Annotated in this window: 18 protein-coding genes; 16 read left to right on the forward strand and 2 right to left on the reverse strand. The window is 31.0% G+C overall.

Features of this window, described 5'->3' with window-relative positions:
• The first annotated feature begins 213 nt into the window (after positions 1-213).
• The 4 genes from ACNMOQ_RS03585 (at position 214) to ACNMOQ_RS03600 (ending at position 2,635) form a co-directional block, all read left to right on the forward strand.
• A complete protein-coding gene (locus ACNMOQ_RS03585) occupies positions 214-675 on the forward strand; it encodes a DinB family protein (protein ID WP_416350253.1) in 462 nt (153 codons plus the stop codon).
• A gap of 259 nt (positions 676-934) precedes the next feature.
• Positions 935-1,126: a DUF1272 domain-containing protein gene (locus ACNMOQ_RS03590; protein WP_369917425.1), complete on the forward strand. Its 192-nt coding sequence runs from the start codon at positions 935-937 to the stop codon at positions 1,124-1,126.
• Positions 1,127-1,156: 30 nt separating this feature from the next.
• The gene (locus ACNMOQ_RS03595; RefSeq protein WP_416350254.1) at positions 1,157-1,597 is read left to right on the forward strand and encodes a GNAT family N-acetyltransferase; all 441 of its coding nucleotides are present in this window, start codon (positions 1,157-1,159) and stop codon (positions 1,595-1,597) included.
• Between the two features lie 24 nt (positions 1,598-1,621).
• On the forward strand, positions 1,622-2,635 hold the full coding sequence (locus tag ACNMOQ_RS03600) for a zinc-binding alcohol dehydrogenase family protein (RefSeq protein ID WP_016998836.1): 1,014 nt from the start codon (positions 1,622-1,624) through the stop codon (positions 2,633-2,635).
• 475 nt (positions 2,636-3,110) lie between these two features.
• Here the strand turns inward: ACNMOQ_RS03600 and ACNMOQ_RS03605 are convergent, their stop codons facing one another.
• Together ACNMOQ_RS03605 and ACNMOQ_RS03610 are read right to left on the reverse strand one after the other, a co-directional pair.
• Positions 3,111-4,547 carry a YhgE/Pip domain-containing protein gene (locus ACNMOQ_RS03605; protein WP_416350255.1) on the reverse strand — a complete coding sequence of 479 codons (1,437 nt, stop codon included), beginning with the start codon at positions 4,545-4,547 and terminating at the stop codon, positions 3,111-3,113.
• Complete coding sequence (locus tag ACNMOQ_RS03610; protein ID WP_016998838.1) at positions 4,540-5,001, reverse strand: MarR family winged helix-turn-helix transcriptional regulator; 462 nt, start codon at positions 4,999-5,001, stop codon at positions 4,540-4,542. Before ACNMOQ_RS03610 ends, ACNMOQ_RS03605 begins: the two co-directional genes overlap by 8 nt.
• A gap of 245 nt (positions 5,002-5,246) precedes the next feature.
• Here ACNMOQ_RS03610 and ACNMOQ_RS03615 point away from each other — a divergent pair, with 245 nt between their 5' ends.
• From ACNMOQ_RS03615 to manA, 12 genes are all read left to right on the forward strand, one after another.
• Complete coding sequence (locus ACNMOQ_RS03615) at positions 5,247-6,347, forward strand: ABC transporter ATP-binding protein (RefSeq protein ID WP_016998839.1); 1,101 nt, start codon at positions 5,247-5,249, stop codon at positions 6,345-6,347.
• A 37-nt stretch (positions 6,348-6,384) separates the two neighbouring features.
• The gene (locus ACNMOQ_RS03620; RefSeq protein ID WP_016998840.1) at positions 6,385-7,638 is read left to right on the forward strand and encodes an extracellular solute-binding protein; all 1,254 of its coding nucleotides are present in this window, start codon (positions 6,385-6,387) and stop codon (positions 7,636-7,638) included.
• A gap of 15 nt (positions 7,639-7,653) precedes the next feature.
• Positions 7,654-8,922 carry a sugar ABC transporter permease gene (locus ACNMOQ_RS03625; RefSeq protein ID WP_016998841.1) on the forward strand — a complete coding sequence of 423 codons (1,269 nt, stop codon included), beginning with the start codon at positions 7,654-7,656 and terminating at the stop codon, positions 8,920-8,922.
• Positions 8,922-9,764 carry a sugar ABC transporter permease gene (locus ACNMOQ_RS03630; RefSeq protein ID WP_064204182.1) on the forward strand — a complete coding sequence of 281 codons (843 nt, stop codon included), beginning with the start codon at positions 8,922-8,924 and terminating at the stop codon, positions 9,762-9,764. The genes ACNMOQ_RS03625 and ACNMOQ_RS03630 overlap by 1 nt, the downstream gene beginning before the upstream one ends.
• A gap of 14 nt (positions 9,765-9,778) precedes the next feature.
• On the forward strand, positions 9,779-10,795 hold the full coding sequence (locus ACNMOQ_RS03635) for a LacI family DNA-binding transcriptional regulator (RefSeq protein WP_016998843.1): 1,017 nt from the start codon (positions 9,779-9,781) through the stop codon (positions 10,793-10,795).
• Between the two features lie 2 nt (positions 10,796-10,797).
• Complete coding sequence (locus ACNMOQ_RS03640) at positions 10,798-12,450, forward strand: glycoside hydrolase family 13 protein (RefSeq protein ID WP_135021100.1); 1,653 nt, start codon at positions 10,798-10,800, stop codon at positions 12,448-12,450.
• Positions 12,451-12,639: 189 nt separating this feature from the next.
• Positions 12,640-13,605, forward strand: coding sequence for a dihydroxyacetone kinase subunit DhaK (dhaK, locus tag ACNMOQ_RS03645; protein ID WP_182094057.1), 966 nt, complete (start codon positions 12,640-12,642; stop codon positions 13,603-13,605).
• Positions 13,606-13,617: 12 nt separating this feature from the next.
• A complete protein-coding gene (gene dhaL, locus ACNMOQ_RS03650) occupies positions 13,618-14,193 on the forward strand; it encodes a dihydroxyacetone kinase subunit DhaL (RefSeq protein WP_135031119.1) in 576 nt (191 codons plus the stop codon).
• Between the two features lie 3 nt (positions 14,194-14,196).
• Complete coding sequence (dhaM, locus tag ACNMOQ_RS03655) at positions 14,197-14,571, forward strand: dihydroxyacetone kinase phosphoryl donor subunit DhaM (RefSeq protein ID WP_016998848.1); 375 nt, start codon at positions 14,197-14,199, stop codon at positions 14,569-14,571.
• Positions 14,572-14,644: 73 nt separating this feature from the next.
• The gene (locus tag ACNMOQ_RS03660) at positions 14,645-15,337 is read left to right on the forward strand and encodes a FadR/GntR family transcriptional regulator (RefSeq protein WP_064204178.1); all 693 of its coding nucleotides are present in this window, start codon (positions 14,645-14,647) and stop codon (positions 15,335-15,337) included.
• Between the two features lie 450 nt (positions 15,338-15,787).
• Positions 15,788-17,317 carry an AbgT family transporter gene (locus tag ACNMOQ_RS03665; RefSeq protein WP_416350256.1) on the forward strand — a complete coding sequence of 510 codons (1,530 nt, stop codon included), beginning with the start codon at positions 15,788-15,790 and terminating at the stop codon, positions 17,315-17,317.
• A gap of 195 nt (positions 17,318-17,512) precedes the next feature.
• The gene (gene manA, locus ACNMOQ_RS03670) at positions 17,513-18,454 is read left to right on the forward strand and encodes a mannose-6-phosphate isomerase, class I (protein WP_416350257.1); all 942 of its coding nucleotides are present in this window, start codon (positions 17,513-17,515) and stop codon (positions 18,452-18,454) included.
• Positions 18,455-18,459 lie beyond the last annotated feature (5 nt).

The following is an 18,459-nucleotide window of genomic DNA, read 5'->3' on the forward strand; positions in this document are numbered from 1 at the left end:
CTAGATATATTAGATTGGCTATTGGTTAAATAATATACGATAAAATTATACTCCCTATACAGTCATGGAATAAAGCCTGTTTCTTGATACATATGCTATAACAAGTTATGTTGTATATAGGATATTAAGATAAAGTAGAAAGTCACTTGATTAACTTCCAAATCATGAGGAGATATTTCATATTAATGAAATAATAATAGGGGGAAGATTTATATGCTAAAAGAACAGTTTGAAATTTCTTATAATATGTTATCAAATATTATAAAAGATATTGATGAGAAAGAGGCAGACTTTCAGTTAGAGTTGGCTAATAATAATATTAAGTGGCAGCTAGGTCATATCATAGTTGCGAATGAAACGTTTGTATTTGGTACGACTGAGGAAGAGAATACTTTAGGGGCTGAATTAGGAAAGTCATTTGCACCTGGTACTTCACCTCAAAGCTTTACTGGCGCTAAACCAACATTTAAAGAACTAAAAGGTATTTTAAATACACAATTAGACAGAATATTAAATATTGTAGATGACCAATTAGATCGTAAACGAAATGAGCCATTAGCTAATATGACAACTTTTGCTGAAACAATACCTTTTGGTGTTACGCATACTAATTACCATACTGGACAAATAAAATTGATGAAAACTATGATGGATAAACTCGATCAAGGTGTATAATTAATTAGGCTGAGACATTTAATTATGTCTCAGCCTGTTTTTTTGTACATTTAAAACAAATTAATGTCTTATCTTCTAAAACAATACCTTCTATAAAACCACTGTTACAATAAATATTCTTTTGACAAATCTTACATTTACCGACAAGTTCTTTTTCCAATATAATCACCTTCATATTAATATTAAATACTAAAAAATGATATGATAATTATAATCAATATTAACATACAATAATGGAGTGATAGAGATGGTATTGGAAATGAAAACAAAATGCGACAATTGCGATTATGTTTTCCATGAAAAAAGTAATGCTTTTATTTGTGTTAAAGAACATACTTTTTGCCGTGATTGTGCAGAAAATCTATATTATGTTTGCCCAGAATGTAGTGGCGAACTTGTAGTAAGACCGAAACTTAAAGCTGATGAAAACACAATTATGAGTGATAGATAAATTTTTATAGATAAACAGGGGGATATACAATTGAATATCGTAAAAATTAACGAAGATGACATTTCACGAATTGTACCAATTTTTAATGCATATCGTGTTCATGCGGGAAAAAAATCTAATAAAGAACAAGCTAATACGTTTCTGTATTATAATTTAAAAAATAAAAATGCTACTATATTTATAGCTGAAGAAGAAAATGATGTTATTGGATTTATACAATTATATACGATGCTTTCTTCGATGAAAATGTCACAACTACTTATTATTAATGATTTATTTGTTACTGAGCAAGCACGTGGTAAACACGTTGGTGAGAAACTCATGAACCAAGCATTTCAATATGGTAAAGAAAATGGGTATGAGATAATGTATTTGGAGACTGAGAAAACAAATGTAGCTGGAAACAAACTATATCAAAAATTAGGTATGGTTTTAGATGAAGATCATAACTATTATAGTAAGCCTTTATAAAATAAAAGAAGAGGTGGGGATTAAATGAAAGCAATTGGATTTAAAAACGGCTTTGATTTAAATGAAGAAAACGGTTTTGAAGAATTAGACTTACCTACGCCTAAAGCTGAAGGTAAAGATATACTTGTAAATGTAAAAGCAGCAAGTATTAACCCAGTAGATACAAAGTTACGAACGGCAAACTACGATGATTACAAAGTATTAGGCTATGATGCAGTAGGTGTTGTAGAAGCGGTTGGAAATGATGTTGAATTATTCCATGTTGGAGATGAAGTATACTACTCAGGATCTAACATAAGACAAGGTTCTAATGCAGAATATCAACTCGTTGATGAAAGACTAGTAAGTATTAAACCAGAACATTTATCCAATGTAGAAGCTGCTGCATTGCCTTTAACTTCACTTACAGCGTTTGAAGCGCTCTGCGAAGGGTTAAATATATCAACAAACCCTGAAGATAATGAAGGGAAGAAATTACTGATTATTAATGGAGCTGGTGGTGTTGGTTCAATAGCAACTCAAATTGGAAAACATCTAGGTTTAACTGTAATCACTACAGCTTCTAGAAAAGAAACAAGAAGATGGTCTGAAAAAATGGGCGCTGATATTGTATTAAATCATAAACACCATTTACCAGATGAATTAAAAGCTCACCGTATCAATGAAGTAGATTATATTTTTGATACGCATAATAGTGATGAATACTTTGCAGTAATGGCAGAAATGATAAAGCCTAGAGGTAAAATTGTAGCGTTAGTTAATTTTATGGATAAAGTAGATTTAAATTTATTAAAAGATAAAAGTGTTTCATTTTCATTTGAATTTATGTTTACAAGACCTAAATATGAAACTGAAGATATGAAACAACATCATAAATATTTAAGTGAATTGATGAAATTAATAGATAGAGGCTCTATTAAAACAACACATTATCAAACATTAAAAGGCTTAACTGTAGAAACAATTACAAAAGCTCATGAAATGATAGAAAAAGGAAATAGTATAGGTAAAATTGTAATAGACTATGAAGAAAAATAAATATAGTTAAGAAATATATTAAAAAAAGAGCTTGAGATATAAATCTCTGGCTCTTTTTTGGATAGAATATATTGTTATTGGATTAATTACGCCGAAAATCCAATAAGAGTCATTTTGTTGGATTAATAAAGTCGAAAATCCAAATAAAGCCCATGTTGTTGGATTAATAAAGTCGAAAATCCAAATAGAGGGCATGTTGTTGGATTAATAAAGTCGAAAATCCAAATAGAGGGTATGTTGTTGGATTAATAAAGTCGAAAATCCAAATAGAGGGTATGTTGTTGGATTAATAAAGTCGAAAATCCAAATAGAGGGCATGTTGTTGGATTAATAAAGTCGAAAATCCAAATAGATCCTCTCTTGTTGGATTTACGATTAAATAGACTCACGAATTTACTTTTTCTAACCTAAAATCAAAGAAGCTGGAACATTTATAATGTTCCAGCTTCTTTTTAAATAGGGATACGTAGCTATATTAATAATCGTTTTCGTTTGCTTTACGTCTAAAGTTTGGATATTTAGAACGTATTGTATAAACAAGCATTGATAGTAATGCAAAAACAATTGCGATACTTCCAATAATCAACATAGATTGTAAGTACGTTACGTCGCTTGTAAAGTTAAATATATTTTCTCTTAATGCTTTAATGACATAGCTCATTGGAGAAAATGGATGTAAGTCTTGGAAGAACTTGCCTGATAATTGAATAGGGAAAGTACCTTCACTTGAACCTAACTGTAAAATTAATAATATGATTGCTAAGAATTTACCGATATTACCTAATACTACAGTTAAGAAAGTAACAATCATATAAGCTGCTAAACTCCATAATAGAAGTGTCAGTGTGAAATATCCATGGTTGGCGATATCCATATCAAATATATATAGACATAGTACTGCTAGTGCGAGTGCTGAACCTACAGATTGTAAGAAATAAATAACAAATTTACTTAACCACCATTTGATTCCTGTTGAATCTCCCATACGTTTATCTATTGGATAAACTGCAGCAAAGGCTACTGCTCCGACATATAAGCTTAATGCAAGAATATATGGTGCGAAACTTTGACCATAATTATCTACTTCAGTTAAGTCGTTTTCACTTGATTTAACTGGTTTATTGATGGAATCTGTATTTTTCTTATTAAAATATTGACCTTCAGACTGTTTAATAGCTTTATCAATATTATCTTTCAATTTATTATTATTAGCTTGTAGTTCGTTTAGACCTTGTGATACTTGCTTACTACCTTGTAGAAGTTGCTCTCCTTGAGCTCCGGCCATAGGTGCCATTTGTTCTAACCCAGATTCAACTTGTTGATTACCATCTATAAGTTGGGATTCTGCATCAGACATTTGTCCTAAAGCTTTAGAGGTATCTTTATAACCATCTGTAAGTTTATTCATGCCATTAAATACTTCTGTAATGTATTTGTCTCGAATAGAACTACTTAGGTTATCTTCAACTGCTGTTACTGCTTTAGTTGCAATTTGAGAACCAGTATAACTATATCCAGGGTTTGTTTTAATATTTAAATCAATTTTTTCTGGAGATTTATCTAACATGGACCCAGCGTTTTTAGTTGTATTTTCAGGTATTGTTATAACTGCATAAGATTCACCGCGTTCTAAATGTTTATCTGCAGTAGATTGTTCTACAAACTCCCATTTGAATTTATCATTATCCTTTAATTTATCAACGACGTCATCACCTATATTCGTCTTCTCACCATTAATTTCGCCGCCTTTATCATAATTGACTATTGATATTTTTAATTCGTCAGTTTTACCATAAGGATCCCACAAAGACCCCACGAATACAGAACTATAAATAAGCGGTAAAAGCATGATTGCTATTAAAGAAATGAGCATAAATTTATGTGTCCATAAGTTTTTTATATCATCAAACATGTTTAGCATTATCCTTTCCAGTTATAAGATTGTTTGCTTTTTGGAGCTGTTTAACGAATGTGATGATTTCTTGATCAGAGAAATGAGAAGATAATTTACGACTAAAAGTTTCATAGATTATATCTTCAGTACGACTAACAAGAGATAATCCTTTTTCAGTTAGCAATACAGATTTTTCTCTTTTATCTTCACCTTGTTGGATTGAAATAAGATCTAAATGCTTTAGTTTATTAATTCTGTTAGATATTGCTGTTTTAAAAACACCTTGTCTTTGAGCTATAAAGCTAAATGTACATTTAGGAGATTCTTTAATAATTTTTAGAGTTTGAAATTGTTCTTTAGAGATTACTTCATCTAACCCAGACTTATTTAAAATTTTTGCTACTTCGCTATGAATGTTAACAATAGATTCTTGAAATAGGTTAAATGCTTTTTTTAATTCATTATTTTCCATTAGTACACCTCCTGTACTTATTACTTTTCATATAGTACACCCTATGAACTAAAATTGCAACAATAAAATACATTATTAAAACAAACGTTTGCGCTAGATTATAGATAAATATTTATAAAGCTAATATATGTATGTAAATATAAATGCAAACGTTTGCGTAAAATTCATTGACAAATTGTTAAATTACACATATGATAAGTTTATATTTAAAAATGAAAGCGATTTCAATTAACGGAGGGAATCATATGACCGATTTAAAATTAGAAAATATTAAGAAAACCTATGATAAAGGAAATACGGTGGTTAATGATTTTAATTTACATATTAAAGACAAAGAATTCATAGTGTTTGTCGGTCCGTCAGGGTGTGGCAAATCAACAACATTAAGGATGATAGCAGGGCTAGAAGATATAACGGATGGAGAATTTTCTATTGATGGTTCAAGAATGAACGATGTAGCACCTAAAGATAGAGATATAGCGATGGTATTTCAAAATTATGCTTTATATCCACATATGACAGTATACGATAATATGGCTTTTGGCTTAAAACTTAGAAAAATGAATAAAAAAGAAATAGACAAAAGGGTACAATATGCTGCAGAAATTTTAGGTTTAAAAGAATTTTTACCGAGAAAGCCTAAAGCTTTATCTGGTGGACAAAGACAAAGAGTAGCTTTGGGTAGAGCGATTGTTAGAGATGCTAAAGTATTTTTAATGGATGAACCTTTATCTAATTTAGATGCAAAATTACGTGTTCAAATGAGGACTGAAATTTTGAAATTACATGAACGTCTACAAACGACAACAATTTACGTAACACATGACCAAACTGAAGCATTAACAATGGCAAGTCGCATCGTTGTATTGAAAGATGGAGATATCATGCAAATAGGTACACCAAGAGAAGTGTATGATTCGCCAGAAAATGAGTTTGTTGCTCAATTTATTGGCTCACCTGCAATGAACATTTTCGATGCAAAAATAAATCAAGATAACTTAGAAATAGGCGATCAAGTGATTAAGTTGAATGAGAGACAGACAAGATTATTAACAAATGCTGGTTATGATGGGAAAGACATAAGATTTGGTATAAGACCAGAAGATATTCACGATGAACCAATATTTATATCAGCACATCGGGATACAACATTCAAAACAAAAGTATTAGTAAGTGAATTATTAGGTTCAGAAATAATGATACATGGTTTGTTTAGTGACATTGAATTTTCAGCGAAATTAGATGCAAGAACAGTAGTAAATCCTAATGAAGAAATTGAATTAGCCATCGATTTAAATAAATGTCATTTCTTTGATAAAGAAACCGGAGAAAAAATAAAAAATTAAATCAGTGTCAAATTAACACTTGAAAGAAGGAGAGCATATGAAGCGAATAATAAAATTTTGCTCAGTGATACTAGTTGTTACGTTATTAGTAAGTTGTGGTCCAAAACGTACACAAGAAGATATTGATAAAGCTTTAAATGATGATGAAAAGACTTCAAAACCTGAATCGTTAACAATGTGGGTTGATGGAGATAGGCAAATGTCTTTCTATAAAGAAGTAACGAAAGAATACACTAAAAAAACAGGAATAGAAATTATTCTAAAAAACACTGCACAAGATGACCAAGTTGACAATTTATCTTTAGATGGCCCCTCTGGAAAAGGACCTGATTTATTCTTTCAACCTCAAGATAGAGCAGGAGATGCATACTTACAAGGATTGGCAGCAGAAATTGATTTTACAGAAGAAGAACTTGAAGGATATTCAAAAGATGCATTAGATGCATTAAACTACGAAGGTAAACAATTAGCATTACCAGTAATAGTTGAATCAACGGCTGTTGTTTATAATAAAAAGCTTGTAAAAACACCACCAAAGACTATGGAAGATGTAGAAAAAATTGCTGAAAACATAACTGATAAAGATAAAAAACAATATGGTTTCATGTTTGATGCTAAAAACTTTTACTTTAATTACCCATTTTTATTTTCACAAGGCGGATACATTTTTAAAGAAAAAGATAACGGGTTTGATACTACAGATGTAGCAGTAAATGATAAAGCTGTAGTAGAAAGTGGCAAAAGACTGCAATCATGGTATGAAAAAGGTTATATCACAAAGTCTGCAGATCAAGATGTCATTGTTGGTTTATTTAAAGAAGGAAAAGTTGGTATGTTTGTGACTGGTCCATGGCAAACTTCAGAGTTTAAAGAAGAATTAGGTGACGATTTTGGTACAGCGATTTTACCTAAAGATAATGGCAAACAAATGAAACCATTTTTAGGTGTTCGTGGTTGGTTTATATCAGAGTACAGTAAGGAGAAATATTGGGCTAAAGATTTATTATTATTTCTAACAAATCAAAAGAACATGCAGAAATATACTGACGATATGCAAGAAATTACAGGACGTACAGATGTTTCATCTAAAAATGAACTTCTAAGACCATATGAGCAACAAGCACAAAATGCTGTTCCAATGCCTAATATTCCAGAAATGAGTCAGGTCTGGGATCCTATGGGAAATGCAGCGATATTTATGTCAAATGGGAAAGATTCAAAAGAAGCATTAGATGAAGCAAAAAGTAATATAGACGAACAGGTGAAAATTATGAATGCATCTAAAAAATAAAAGAAGGTGTCAAATATGAAGAATAGAAATCCTAAATTAGCTGGGATATTGTCCGTTATTCCAGGTGTTGGACAATTTTATAATAAAAGATACATAAAAGGCAGTATTTTTATTATATTTTTTATTAGTTTTATAAGTGTTTTTTATCAGTTTATGAACATTGGATTTTGGGGGTTATTTACGCTTGGTACAGTGCCAAAACTAGATGATTCAAGAGTATTGTTAGCGCAAGGGATTATATCCCTCATACTTATAGCATTTGCTATCACACTTTACGTTGTAAATATAATCGATGCATATAGAAACGCCGAACAATATAACCGAGGTCACGAAATTAAAGATAGTAAAGGGCGTATGGTTGCAACATGGGATAAAACATTCCCTTATTTATTGATTTCACCAGGTATTTTTTTATTAATTTTTGTTGTAGTGTTTCCATTACTATTTATGTGTTTTTTAGCTTTTACGAATTATAATTTATATAATGCACCTCCTAGAAATTTATTAGAATGGGTTGGCTTTGATAATTTTAAATCGTTATTAACTGTTCCTATTTGGAAGACAACTTTTTTTAATGTATTAACTTGGACAATTGTATGGACACTAGTAGCTACAACTTTACAAATTGTGTTGGCATTATTGTTGGCTATAATTGTAAATCACCCGTTGGTAAAGTTTAAAAAATTAATTAGAACAGTATTGATTCTTCCATGGGCAGTACCATCATTTGTTACTATTTTAATATTTGCAGCAATATTTAACGATGATTTTGGTTCAATAAATAATGATATATTGCAACCCTTATTAGGTATAGCACCAGCGTGGTTAAACGATCCATTTTGGGCGAAAATAGCTTTGATATTCATTCAAGTATGGTTAGGTTTTCCTTTTGTATTTGCTTTATTTACTGGTGTATTACAAAGTATTTCATCAGATTGGTATGAAGCAGCTGATATGGATGGCGCTTCGAGTTGGCAGAAATTTAGAAACATAACATTTCCTCATATTTTGTTTGCAACTGCTCCGTTATTGATTATGCAATATGCAGGTAATTTTAATAACTTTAACCTTATATATTTATTTAATAAAGGTGGACCGCCAGTATCAGGCCAAAACGCAGGAAGTACAGATATATTAATATCATGGGTTTATCGCTTAACATTCGATATGCAAAACTATAATATGGCAGCTACTATTTCATTAATTATTGGGATATTTATCGCAATAATTGCATTTATACAATTTAGAAAAACAAGTACGTTTAAAGATGAGGGGGATATTTAATGAATAAGAAAAACAAAAATATATTAAGAGCTATTTTGATGTATAGTATTTTGGCTGTTATGTTTATTATCATTATTTATCCGTTATTATGGACATTAGGATTATCTTTAAACTCGGGTTCAAATTTATATGGATCAAGTATGATACCTAAAGATGCTTCGCTAAAAAACTATATATTTTTATTAACAGATCCTTCTAGTGATTATTTAACTTGGTATAAAAACACATTAATCGTTGCGACTGCAAATGCATTATTTTCAGTTATATTTGTAGGTTTAACGTCTTATGCTTTTTCAAGATATAGATTTGTAGGTAGAAAATATGGGTTAATAGCATTTTTAATACTTCAAATGTTTCCTGTTTTAATGGCGATGGTAGCTATTTATATCTTGTTAAATACTATCGGTCTTTTAGATTCATTATTTGGGCTAACTTTGATCTATATCGGTGGATCAATACCGATGAATGCGTTTTTAGTGAAAGGGTATTTTGATACAATACCAAAAGAATTAGATGAGTCAGCCAAAATGGATGGTGCTGGGCATATGAGAATATTCTTCACAATTATGTTACCTTTAGCTAAACCGATATTAGCAGTAGTAGCACTGTTTAATTTTATGGGACCATTCATGGACTTTATATTACCTAGAATCTTATTAAGAAGTCCTGAAAAATATACATTGGCAGTTGGATTATTTAATTTTATAAATGACCAGTTCGGTAATAATTTCACAGTTTTTGCTGCAGGTGCTATGATGATAGCAATCCCAATTTCAATCGTATTTTTACTTTTACAAAGATATTTAGTCACTGGATTAACTGCAGGTGCAACTAAAGGATAATAAGGAGTGGTTTTGTGGTTACAATTAAAGATGTCGCAAAAGAGGCTAATGTAGCCCCTTCAACAGTTTCAAGAGTAATAAGCGGTCATAAAAGCATCAGTGAAAATACATCGAAAAAAGTAAAAGCTGTTATGCGAAAATTAGGTTATGAACCTAATGTAGCTGCAAGAACACTTGTAACTCAAAAAACAAAAACAATAGGATTAATTTTAAAGACAGCATCTAAAGAAATGACTCAAAATCCGTTCTTTACCGATGTATTGATGGGCATATCTATCGCATGTAAAAAAAGAGCGTATTCTACGATTATGACCACTGCGATTGAGTCAGAAGAATTAATCGCAGAAGTAGAAAGTTTAATGAAATCTAAATCTATTGATGGATTTATCATGCTGTATTCAAAAGAAAATGATCCAATTATAAAATTACTTAAAAAAAATAAATTCCCGTTTGTTGTTATAGGCAAGCAACTACAAGAACGAGATATTATTCATATTGATAACGATAATATTGAAGCGAGCGAATTAATGACGCAGTTTATGATAGATAAGGGACATAACCATTTAGCTTTTATTGCTGAACCAGATTCGTATGCAGTGGCAATAGATCGAATTGAAGGGTTTAAAAGGGTTTGCTTAAAAAATAATGTTAATGAATTTCATATTTTTAATGCACGACCTGAAAGAAATGAAATTATGGAAGTCGTTAAGAAAATGAAGGAACAAGAAGTATTTCCAAGCGCAATTATTACATCAGATAGCATGTTAAATATAAATTTATTAAGTGTTTTGTATCACTACAACATAAGAATTCCTGATGATGTAATGACTGCAACATTTAATGATTCTTTCATTAATGAATCTGCTTCGCCACCCCAAACAGTTGTAAATATTCATCCTGAATATTTAGGGGAAGAAGCAGGTATAGCCATGATTAAATTAATAGAAGATCCACATATAATTAAGAAAAACACTATTATACCGACTGAGATTATAGAAAGAGCATCTACAAAAAGACAGGAGAATGTTTAAATATGGAAGAGCGTATTTGGTGGAAAGAAGCTGTATGTTATCAAATTTATCCAAGAAGTTTTAAAGATTCTAATGACGATGGGATAGGTGATATTAACGGCATAAGAGAGAAATTAAGTTATTTAAAAGATTTAGGAATTGATGTAATTTGGGTTTCTCCAATTTTTACGTCACCTAATGATGATAATGGCTACGATATAAGTGACTATCAAGATATAATGGAAGAATTCGGTACGATGGAGGACTTTGATTTATTACTAGAAGAAACGCATGATCTCGGTATGAAATTAATTTTAGATTTAGTTATAAATCATACTTCAGATGAACATCCATGGTTTATAGAATCAAAATCCAGTAAAAAAAATTCTAAGAGAGATTGGTATATTTGGAAAGAAGGAAATAATAATAAAGAGCCCAATAACTGGGGAAGTATTTTTAATGGTTCTGCATGGGCAAAAACAAATGAAACTGATGAATATTATTTGCATATATTTAGTAAAAAACAGCCAGACCTTAACTGGGAAAATGCAGATGTTAGAAAAGAATTATATAAGATGATTAATTGGTGGTTTGATAAAGGAATTGATGGATTTAGAGTAGATGCCATTACACATATTCAAAAATCATTTGAAGATGGTGATATTGAATATGCTGAAAATGAAACGAATTTTAAACCTGCGTTCGAGCGATATACAAATAGGCCAGGTATTTTAGAACATTTAAGAGAGCTGAGAGACGAAACTTTTAATAAGTATGATATCATGACAGTCGGTGAAGCGAACGGTGTTTCTCCATATGATGCTGAAAATTGGGTCGGGTTTGAAAATGGAATATTTAATATGATATTTCAATTTGAGCACTTAGGATTATGGAATACTGAAGATGCAGGGTTCGACATTCAAAGATATAAAGAAGTTATGACCAAATGGCAAAACCAATTAGAAGGTAAGGGTTGGAATGCTTTATTTATTGAAAACCACGATCAACCAAGACTTGTTTCAACGTGGGGAGACGATCAACATTATTGGTATGAAAGTGCGACAAGTCATGCGACGAATTATTTCTTACAAAAAGGGACGCCATTTATATATCAAGGACAAGAAATAGGTATGACTAACTATCCATTCCAATCATTAGAAGAATTTAATGATGTATCAGTCAAAAATGAAGTTAGATTAAAAAAAGAAAATGGAGAAAACGTAGAGCAATTATTACATGATTTCAGTAAAGTAAATCGAGATAATTCGAGAACAATGATGCAATGGAATCAAACTGATTATGCAGGATTTTCAAAAGAAAGACCTTGGTTCCATGTAAATCCTAATTATAAAAGTATAAATGTTGAACAACAATTAGAAGATGAAGATTCAATTTTAAGTTACTATAAAAAGCTAATTAAACTTAAAAAATCTAATAATGTATTTAATTATGGTGTTTATGAATTAGTAGATGAATATCATCCACAAATTTATACTTATAAGAGAAAGCTTGATAACAATCAAGTTATTATAATGTGTAATTTAACTAGTGAAGAAGCAGATATATCTAAAGCTTTTAAAATTGAAGATTATGATTTATTACTGAATAATTATAGAGATATTGAAAAAACACAAAAGTTAAAACCTTTTGAAACAAGAGTGTATCAAATAAAATAAATAACTTAGTATAAAATCCATGCATAACATGACTTTTATAGATTAACGTATTATTCAATGCAGCTAATACGAATTCTTGATAATGTCTCTTGTGTATGGATTTTATATATATCCATATTGTTAACGCTTACTACCTTAAACGTTTTATAATAGTATTGAGGTAATAGAATTCAATCGGGAGGTCATAGTATGAAGAAATTAATGAAAGAAAAAACAAATTTTGTTGCTGATATGTTAAAAGGCATTGAAATAATGGATGATGCGGTTGAAATAATAAGTGAAAATGTAGTAGTAAGAAAAAAACTAAAAACAAAAGGTGTTGCTTTAGTTTCTGGAGGAGGTTCAGGCCACGAACCTGCTCATGCTGGTTATGTGGCAGAGGGTATGTTAGATGCAGCTGTATGTGGTGAAGTGTTTACATCTCCTACTCCTGATAAAATTTTAGAAGCAATCAAACATGTAGCTACAGATGAAGGTGTTCTTTTAATAGTGAAAAATTATGCAGGGGATGTAATGAATTTTGAGATGGCGCAAGAAATGGCTGAGATGGAAGGTATCTCTTGTGAGTCAATCGTGGTGAGAGATGATATATCTATCGAAAACATAGAAGATAGAAGAGGTGTAGCCGGAACAGTCTTAGTCCATAAATATGCAGGTTTCTTATCCGATAATGGATTCAATCTCGCTGATATAAAGAGTAGAACAGAAACATTTATCGAAAAGATAAGAACAATTGGTATGGCTATTTATCCTTGTTTAGTACCAACTACTGGTCAATACGGTTTTGATTTAAAAGAGAATCAAATGGAAATAGGAATCGGTATTCATGGTGAACGTGGTATATATCAAGAGGATATTGAACCAATCGATGAAATAATTAAAAGGTTAATGCACGAATTAGAGAAAGAAATATCAGATAAAACATTAATCGTAATGATTAATGGCATGGGTGCAACTCCAGATTCTGAATTAGCGATTGTTTCACATTACTTTAATGAATATGCTAAAGAAAATGAATTAAATATCGAAAAATATTTAATCGGTAATTATATGACAGCTTTAGATATGCAAGGTTTTTCTATTACTTTAGTACCTTATGATGATGAATATCGCGATGCTTTTGATGCACCGACAGAAAGTAAATATTTCGTATAGGAGGATTTATCCATGGATGCAGATTTATTAACTAAAAAATTAAAAGATTTAAGAAATACTTTTGAACAAGAAGAACAACTTTTAACAGACTTAGACAGAGCAATTGGTGACGGGGATCATGGCGTTAATATGCTGAGAGGTTTCAAAGCAGTTGACGAGAAAATTTCTGGGAATACGTTAAGTGAAGTTTTGAAATCAACAGGTATGACATTAATGAGTTCTGTAGGAGGGGCGTCTGGTCCACTCTATGGATTTAGTTTTGTAAAAATGGCTTCTCTTAACTATGATGAAATTAATCAAGATAATTTGAAAGAATACATTGATGAATTTAAAAATGCTGTAGCAACACGAGGTAAAGTTTCTGGTGGCGAAAAAACGATGTATGATGTGCTACAAAAAACATCTGAGTACTTAGAAAACAATCAATCTATAAGTAAAGAACAATTACAACAATTTGCAGATGATACGAAAGATTTAGAAGCTACTAAAGGTAGAGCAGCATATTTCAAAAAGGATTCAATTGGACATATCGATCCAGGTGCACAGAGTATGGTATTTGTATTGAATGCTTTAAGTGAGGATGTGTAGAAAATGGCGACAATAGGAATTATTAGTCATAGTAAAGATATAGCACAAGGTGTGAAAGATTTGTTAGCACAAATGTCACCAGATGTAACAGTAATTGCTAAAGGCGGAAATAATGAAGGTGAGATAGGAACAAGTATCGATACAGTTAACGAAATCATCGATGAACTGACAGAAGATGCATTGTTATTTTACGATATTGGGTCAGCAGAAATGAACTTGGAAATGGCTATCGATTTATACGAAGGTGATTATAAATTATATAAAGTTGACGGGCCTATTGTTGAAGGAGCATTTCTAGCGAGCGTATCATTATCAACAGGAGCAACATTAGAAGAAGCAATTTCAAGCATTGAAAGGGAATTTTCTAAAAAATCTTAAAATGTGATCAAGTCAAAAATATAAAATGATATAATTGCTCTACTAATGATTTTACAAGGTGGAGAAATAAAAAATGAAAATATCGAATCAGAAATTATATGAAAAAGTTGCAGATGTCATCATATTTGATATTAACGAAGGTCGTATAAATCCTGGTGATCGATTACCGTCAATCAAAGCATTATCTGAGAGTTTTGGTGTTGGTCAAGCTACTATTAGAGAAGCATTGAATGCTTTACGAGCAATGGGATATGTCGATATTAAACATGGACAAGGAACTTTTGTTATAAATAGAGAAGAAACAAAATTTAATCTTGAAGCAATTAATGCTAATGTGGAAGACATCGAAAATTTATTAGAAGTACGTAATATAGTTGAAGTTGGTGTAGCAAGATTGGCAGCATCTAATCGTGATGAAAATAATCTTAAGGAAATTGAAGCGGCACTTTTTGATATGAAAGTAGCAATTAAAAAAAATGAATTAGGAGAAGCTTCAGATTTAAGATTCCATCTTGCTATTGCTGATGCTTCAAATAATTACATGTTAAAACAGCTATTGCGCAATGTATCAGAATTAATGCAACATACTATGAAAGAAACAAGAAGAATATATTTATATACAAAAAGCAAATCGATTGAGAAGCTCTATAATGAACATAAAGATATATACGAAGCTATAAAAAGTCAAAATAGTAAATTAGCTGAAGAAAAAATGGCATTTCATTTGTCTGAAGTTGAAAACGCAGTATTAAAACACATTAGATGATGATTAATGATATTAAATAAAGCTTGAGGCGAAACACTTGCTCAATAAACCGAAAGAGGCCGAGACATTTGTCTCGGCCTCTATTCGTTATATATTATTTATAAAAATAAAAAGCGATAAGCTTCAGGATGCTTATCGCTTTGGGTATGTATAACCCATCCGTTCCATTTCATAATCATATATAAAGACTTCTCACAGTAAAATAATAAACTGTAACTTATCATTGCAATAATGAAAAAGCTTATTACAATTTAATATTTGTATCTTAAGTATAAGGTCCCTTCAAGAGTTTAGCAATATTAATTATTAAAAAAATAATATCCAAATTACACCGAATAAATAGATTTTATATAAATAATAAAATCATACATTACAAATCGTCAGAAACTTCAAAATATATAGATATTTTATGATATAATATTTCTAATTTCTTATATTAAGGGGGCTATTATGAATCAGACAAAGAGAAAAGTTTCTATTATTAATAGATTCTTAAACTTCATAGAAAAAGCAGGAAACCGATTGCCAGATCCAAGTATATTATTTTTCCTTTTATGTGTAGGATTAATTGTACTATCTTGGTTTGTATCTTTGTTCAATATAAAAGTAGAAAACCCAGGTACAGGAAAAACAGTAGAAGTAACAAATCTAATTTCTAGAGAAGGTTTTTCTAAAATATTAAGTGAATCTATAACAAACTTTTCCGAATTCCCAGCATTAGGCCTTGTACTTGCAGTTATGCTCGGAATAGGTGTAGCAGAAAAAACAGGATATTTTGATAAATTAATGATAATGATAGTTAATAAAGCGCCTAAGAAAATTATAGTACCCATTATTATATTTGTAGGTATTATTGGGAATGCTGCTGGAGATGCAGCTCCAGTAGTTTTACCACCTTTGACGGCATTAGTTTTTATTAAACTTGGTTATCATCCGATAGCTGGTTTAGCGATGGCATATGCTTCTGCCTTAGGGGCGTTTGCAGCTAATTTAACTTTAGGTATGAGTGATGCGCTTGTTTATGCATTTACCAAACCAGCAGCTGAAATTATTAGCAAAGATATTTCGTTGAACGTAGCTATGAACTGGTATTTTATAGCAGCATCTTCTATCATTTTATTACCAGCAATTTATTTTGTAAGTATGAAAATTGTTATACCACGTCTAGGTACATATAAAGAAGAAACAGATAGTTCAAGTGATGATAATGAAATAACATCTAAAGAAAACAAAGCATTAAAGTTTGCTAATTGGAGTTTCTTTGCGGTTATAGTAATTTTATTAGCTTTATCAATACCTGAAAATGGCTGGCTAAGAAACGCTAATACTGGAAGCTTAATCGAAGAATCGCCATTAATGGATGGTGTTGGTATAATCATTCTTGTTGTTTTCTTTGTTCCCGGTTTTGTTTATGGAATTATGTCAGGTAAACTTAAAAATACAAAAGATTTAGGGAAAATGTTAACTGATTCAATGGCGACAATGGGAAGTTTTATCGTAATTGTATTTTTTGCTTCACAATTATTAGCGTATTTAAATTGGAGCAACCTAGGTGTTGTTATATCAGTTAAAGGCGCAGAATTATTACAAGGTCAAAATGGTGTAGTGTTAATAATAGGATTAATATTATTAAGTTGTTTAATTAACTTGCTAATAGGTAGCGCGTCCGCAAAATGGGCGATATTAGCACCAATATTTATACCTATGTTTATGTTATTAGGATATCATCCCGCATTTACACAGATGGTTTATCGTATAGGAGATTCAATCACAAATCCAATAACACCGATGATGCCTTACTTACCATTATTACTATCATACGCTCAAAAATATGATAAGAATATGAAACTTGGAACATTAATTTCTAGTTTAATGCCATATTCGATTGTATTGGCGATCGTTTGGCCTATATTTATGATTATATGGTTCTTACTAGGTTTACCATTAGGACCTGGTGGAGATATATATTGGAGTAAATAATAAGTTAAAATGTAGTCTCATTCTTTCTAGGATGAGGCTATGAAGTCTTTTTAGAAAAATGAGATTTCCTTCCCACTGCCATTTCAGTATTTCATAAGTAAAGCACTATATGGTACAATCACGAAGGGTATATATTTAATTTAATTAATTGAACTTACATATATTTTTAACGACAAAAAAGAAAAGGATGATTAAATGTCTCCATTAGTATTGAAACCCGTATTTAAAGAGCGTATTTGGGGAGGACGTAATTTAGAAAAAATGGGCTACGACATTCCTGATGGTAATATTGGGGAATGTTGGGGTATATCAGCGCATCAAAATGGACCTAATGTTATTGCCAATGGAGCTTACGAAGGTCAAACATTGGATAAGGTTTGGGAAGAACATCCTGAATTATTTGGAAATCCTTCAGAAAAGAAATTTCCATTGCTTACGAAAATATTAGATGCAAACCAAAAATTATCTGTACAAGTTCATCCAGATGATGAATATGCACACGAACATGAAAATGGTGAGTTTGGTAAAACTGAGTGCTGGTATGTTCTTGACGCAAAAGAAGACGCAGAAATTATATATGGAACTTATGCAAATTCGAAAGAACAGCTTGAAGAATATATTCAAAATGAAGATTGGGATCATTTATTCAAGCGCGTTAAAGTTGAAAAGGGAGACTTTTTCTATGTGCCAAGTGGTACAGTGCATGCAATCGGAGAAAGTATTATGATACTAGAAACGCAACAAAACTCAGATACTACTTACAGAATTTATGATTACGATAGAATTGAGCAAGATGGTAAGAAACGTGAATTACATCTTGATAAAAGTATTGATGTTATCAATATAGGACCAACAAGCCCAAATGTAGCACCTGTGAGAATAGATTCTGATGAACAAAAAGGTCAAATGCTTGTAGAAAGCGACTTTTTCACTGTTACGAAATGGCAAATAGAAGGTACATTTAACTTCAGAAAACCTAGAGATTATTGCTTAGTGAGTATTATTTCTGGGGAAGGTGAAATCATAACAGACGGAAATGTATATGAAGTGTCAACGGGAAGTCACCTCATATTAACGGCTGATGATTTAGATAATCACATTAACGGGCAACTAGAAGTTATAGTAAGTTACGTCTAGATAGG

It is taken from the genome of Mammaliicoccus lentus, from assembly GCF_947036595.1.
Classification (GTDB): Bacteria; Bacillota; Bacilli; order Staphylococcales; family Staphylococcaceae; genus Mammaliicoccus; species Mammaliicoccus lentus.

What these genes read in the sequence shown, in the direction of transcription:
- ACNMOQ_RS03640 (WP_135021100.1), top strand. Translation starts at nt 10,798, where the DNA reads ATGGAAGAGCGTATTTGGTGGAAAGAAGCTGTATGTTATCAAATTTAT.
- ACNMOQ_RS03665 (WP_416350256.1), top strand. Translation starts at nt 15,788, where the DNA reads ATGAATCAGACAAAGAGAAAAGTTTCTATTATTAATAGATTCTTAAAC.
- dhaK (WP_182094057.1), top strand. Translation starts at nt 12,640, where the DNA reads ATGAAGAAATTAATGAAAGAAAAAACAAATTTTGTTGCTGATATGTTA.
- dhaL (WP_135031119.1), top strand. Translation starts at nt 13,618, where the DNA reads ATGGATGCAGATTTATTAACTAAAAAATTAAAAGATTTAAGAAATACT.
- ACNMOQ_RS03625 (WP_016998841.1), top strand. Translation starts at nt 7,654, where the DNA reads ATGAAGAATAGAAATCCTAAATTAGCTGGGATATTGTCCGTTATTCCA.
- manA (WP_416350257.1), top strand. Translation starts at nt 17,513, where the DNA reads ATGTCTCCATTAGTATTGAAACCCGTATTTAAAGAGCGTATTTGGGGA.
- ACNMOQ_RS03615 (WP_016998839.1), top strand. Translation starts at nt 5,247, where the DNA reads ATGACCGATTTAAAATTAGAAAATATTAAGAAAACCTATGATAAAGGA.
- ACNMOQ_RS03630 (WP_064204182.1), top strand. Translation starts at nt 8,922, where the DNA reads ATGAATAAGAAAAACAAAAATATATTAAGAGCTATTTTGATGTATAGT.
- ACNMOQ_RS03620 (WP_016998840.1), top strand. Translation starts at nt 6,385, where the DNA reads ATGAAGCGAATAATAAAATTTTGCTCAGTGATACTAGTTGTTACGTTA.
- ACNMOQ_RS03600 (WP_016998836.1), top strand. Translation starts at nt 1,622, where the DNA reads ATGAAAGCAATTGGATTTAAAAACGGCTTTGATTTAAATGAAGAAAAC.
- ACNMOQ_RS03610 (WP_016998838.1), bottom strand. Translation starts at nt 5,001, where the DNA reads ATGGAAAATAATGAATTAAAAAAAGCATTTAACCTATTTCAAGAATCT.
- dhaM (WP_016998848.1), top strand. Translation starts at nt 14,197, where the DNA reads ATGGCGACAATAGGAATTATTAGTCATAGTAAAGATATAGCACAAGGT.
- ACNMOQ_RS03590 (WP_369917425.1), top strand. Translation starts at nt 935, where the DNA reads ATGAAAACAAAATGCGACAATTGCGATTATGTTTTCCATGAAAAAAGT.
- ACNMOQ_RS03585 (WP_416350253.1), top strand. Translation starts at nt 214, where the DNA reads ATGCTAAAAGAACAGTTTGAAATTTCTTATAATATGTTATCAAATATT.
- ACNMOQ_RS03605 (WP_416350255.1), bottom strand. Translation starts at nt 4,547, where the DNA reads ATGTTTGATGATATAAAAAACTTATGGACACATAAATTTATGCTCATT.
- ACNMOQ_RS03660 (WP_064204178.1), top strand. Translation starts at nt 14,645, where the DNA reads ATGAAAATATCGAATCAGAAATTATATGAAAAAGTTGCAGATGTCATC.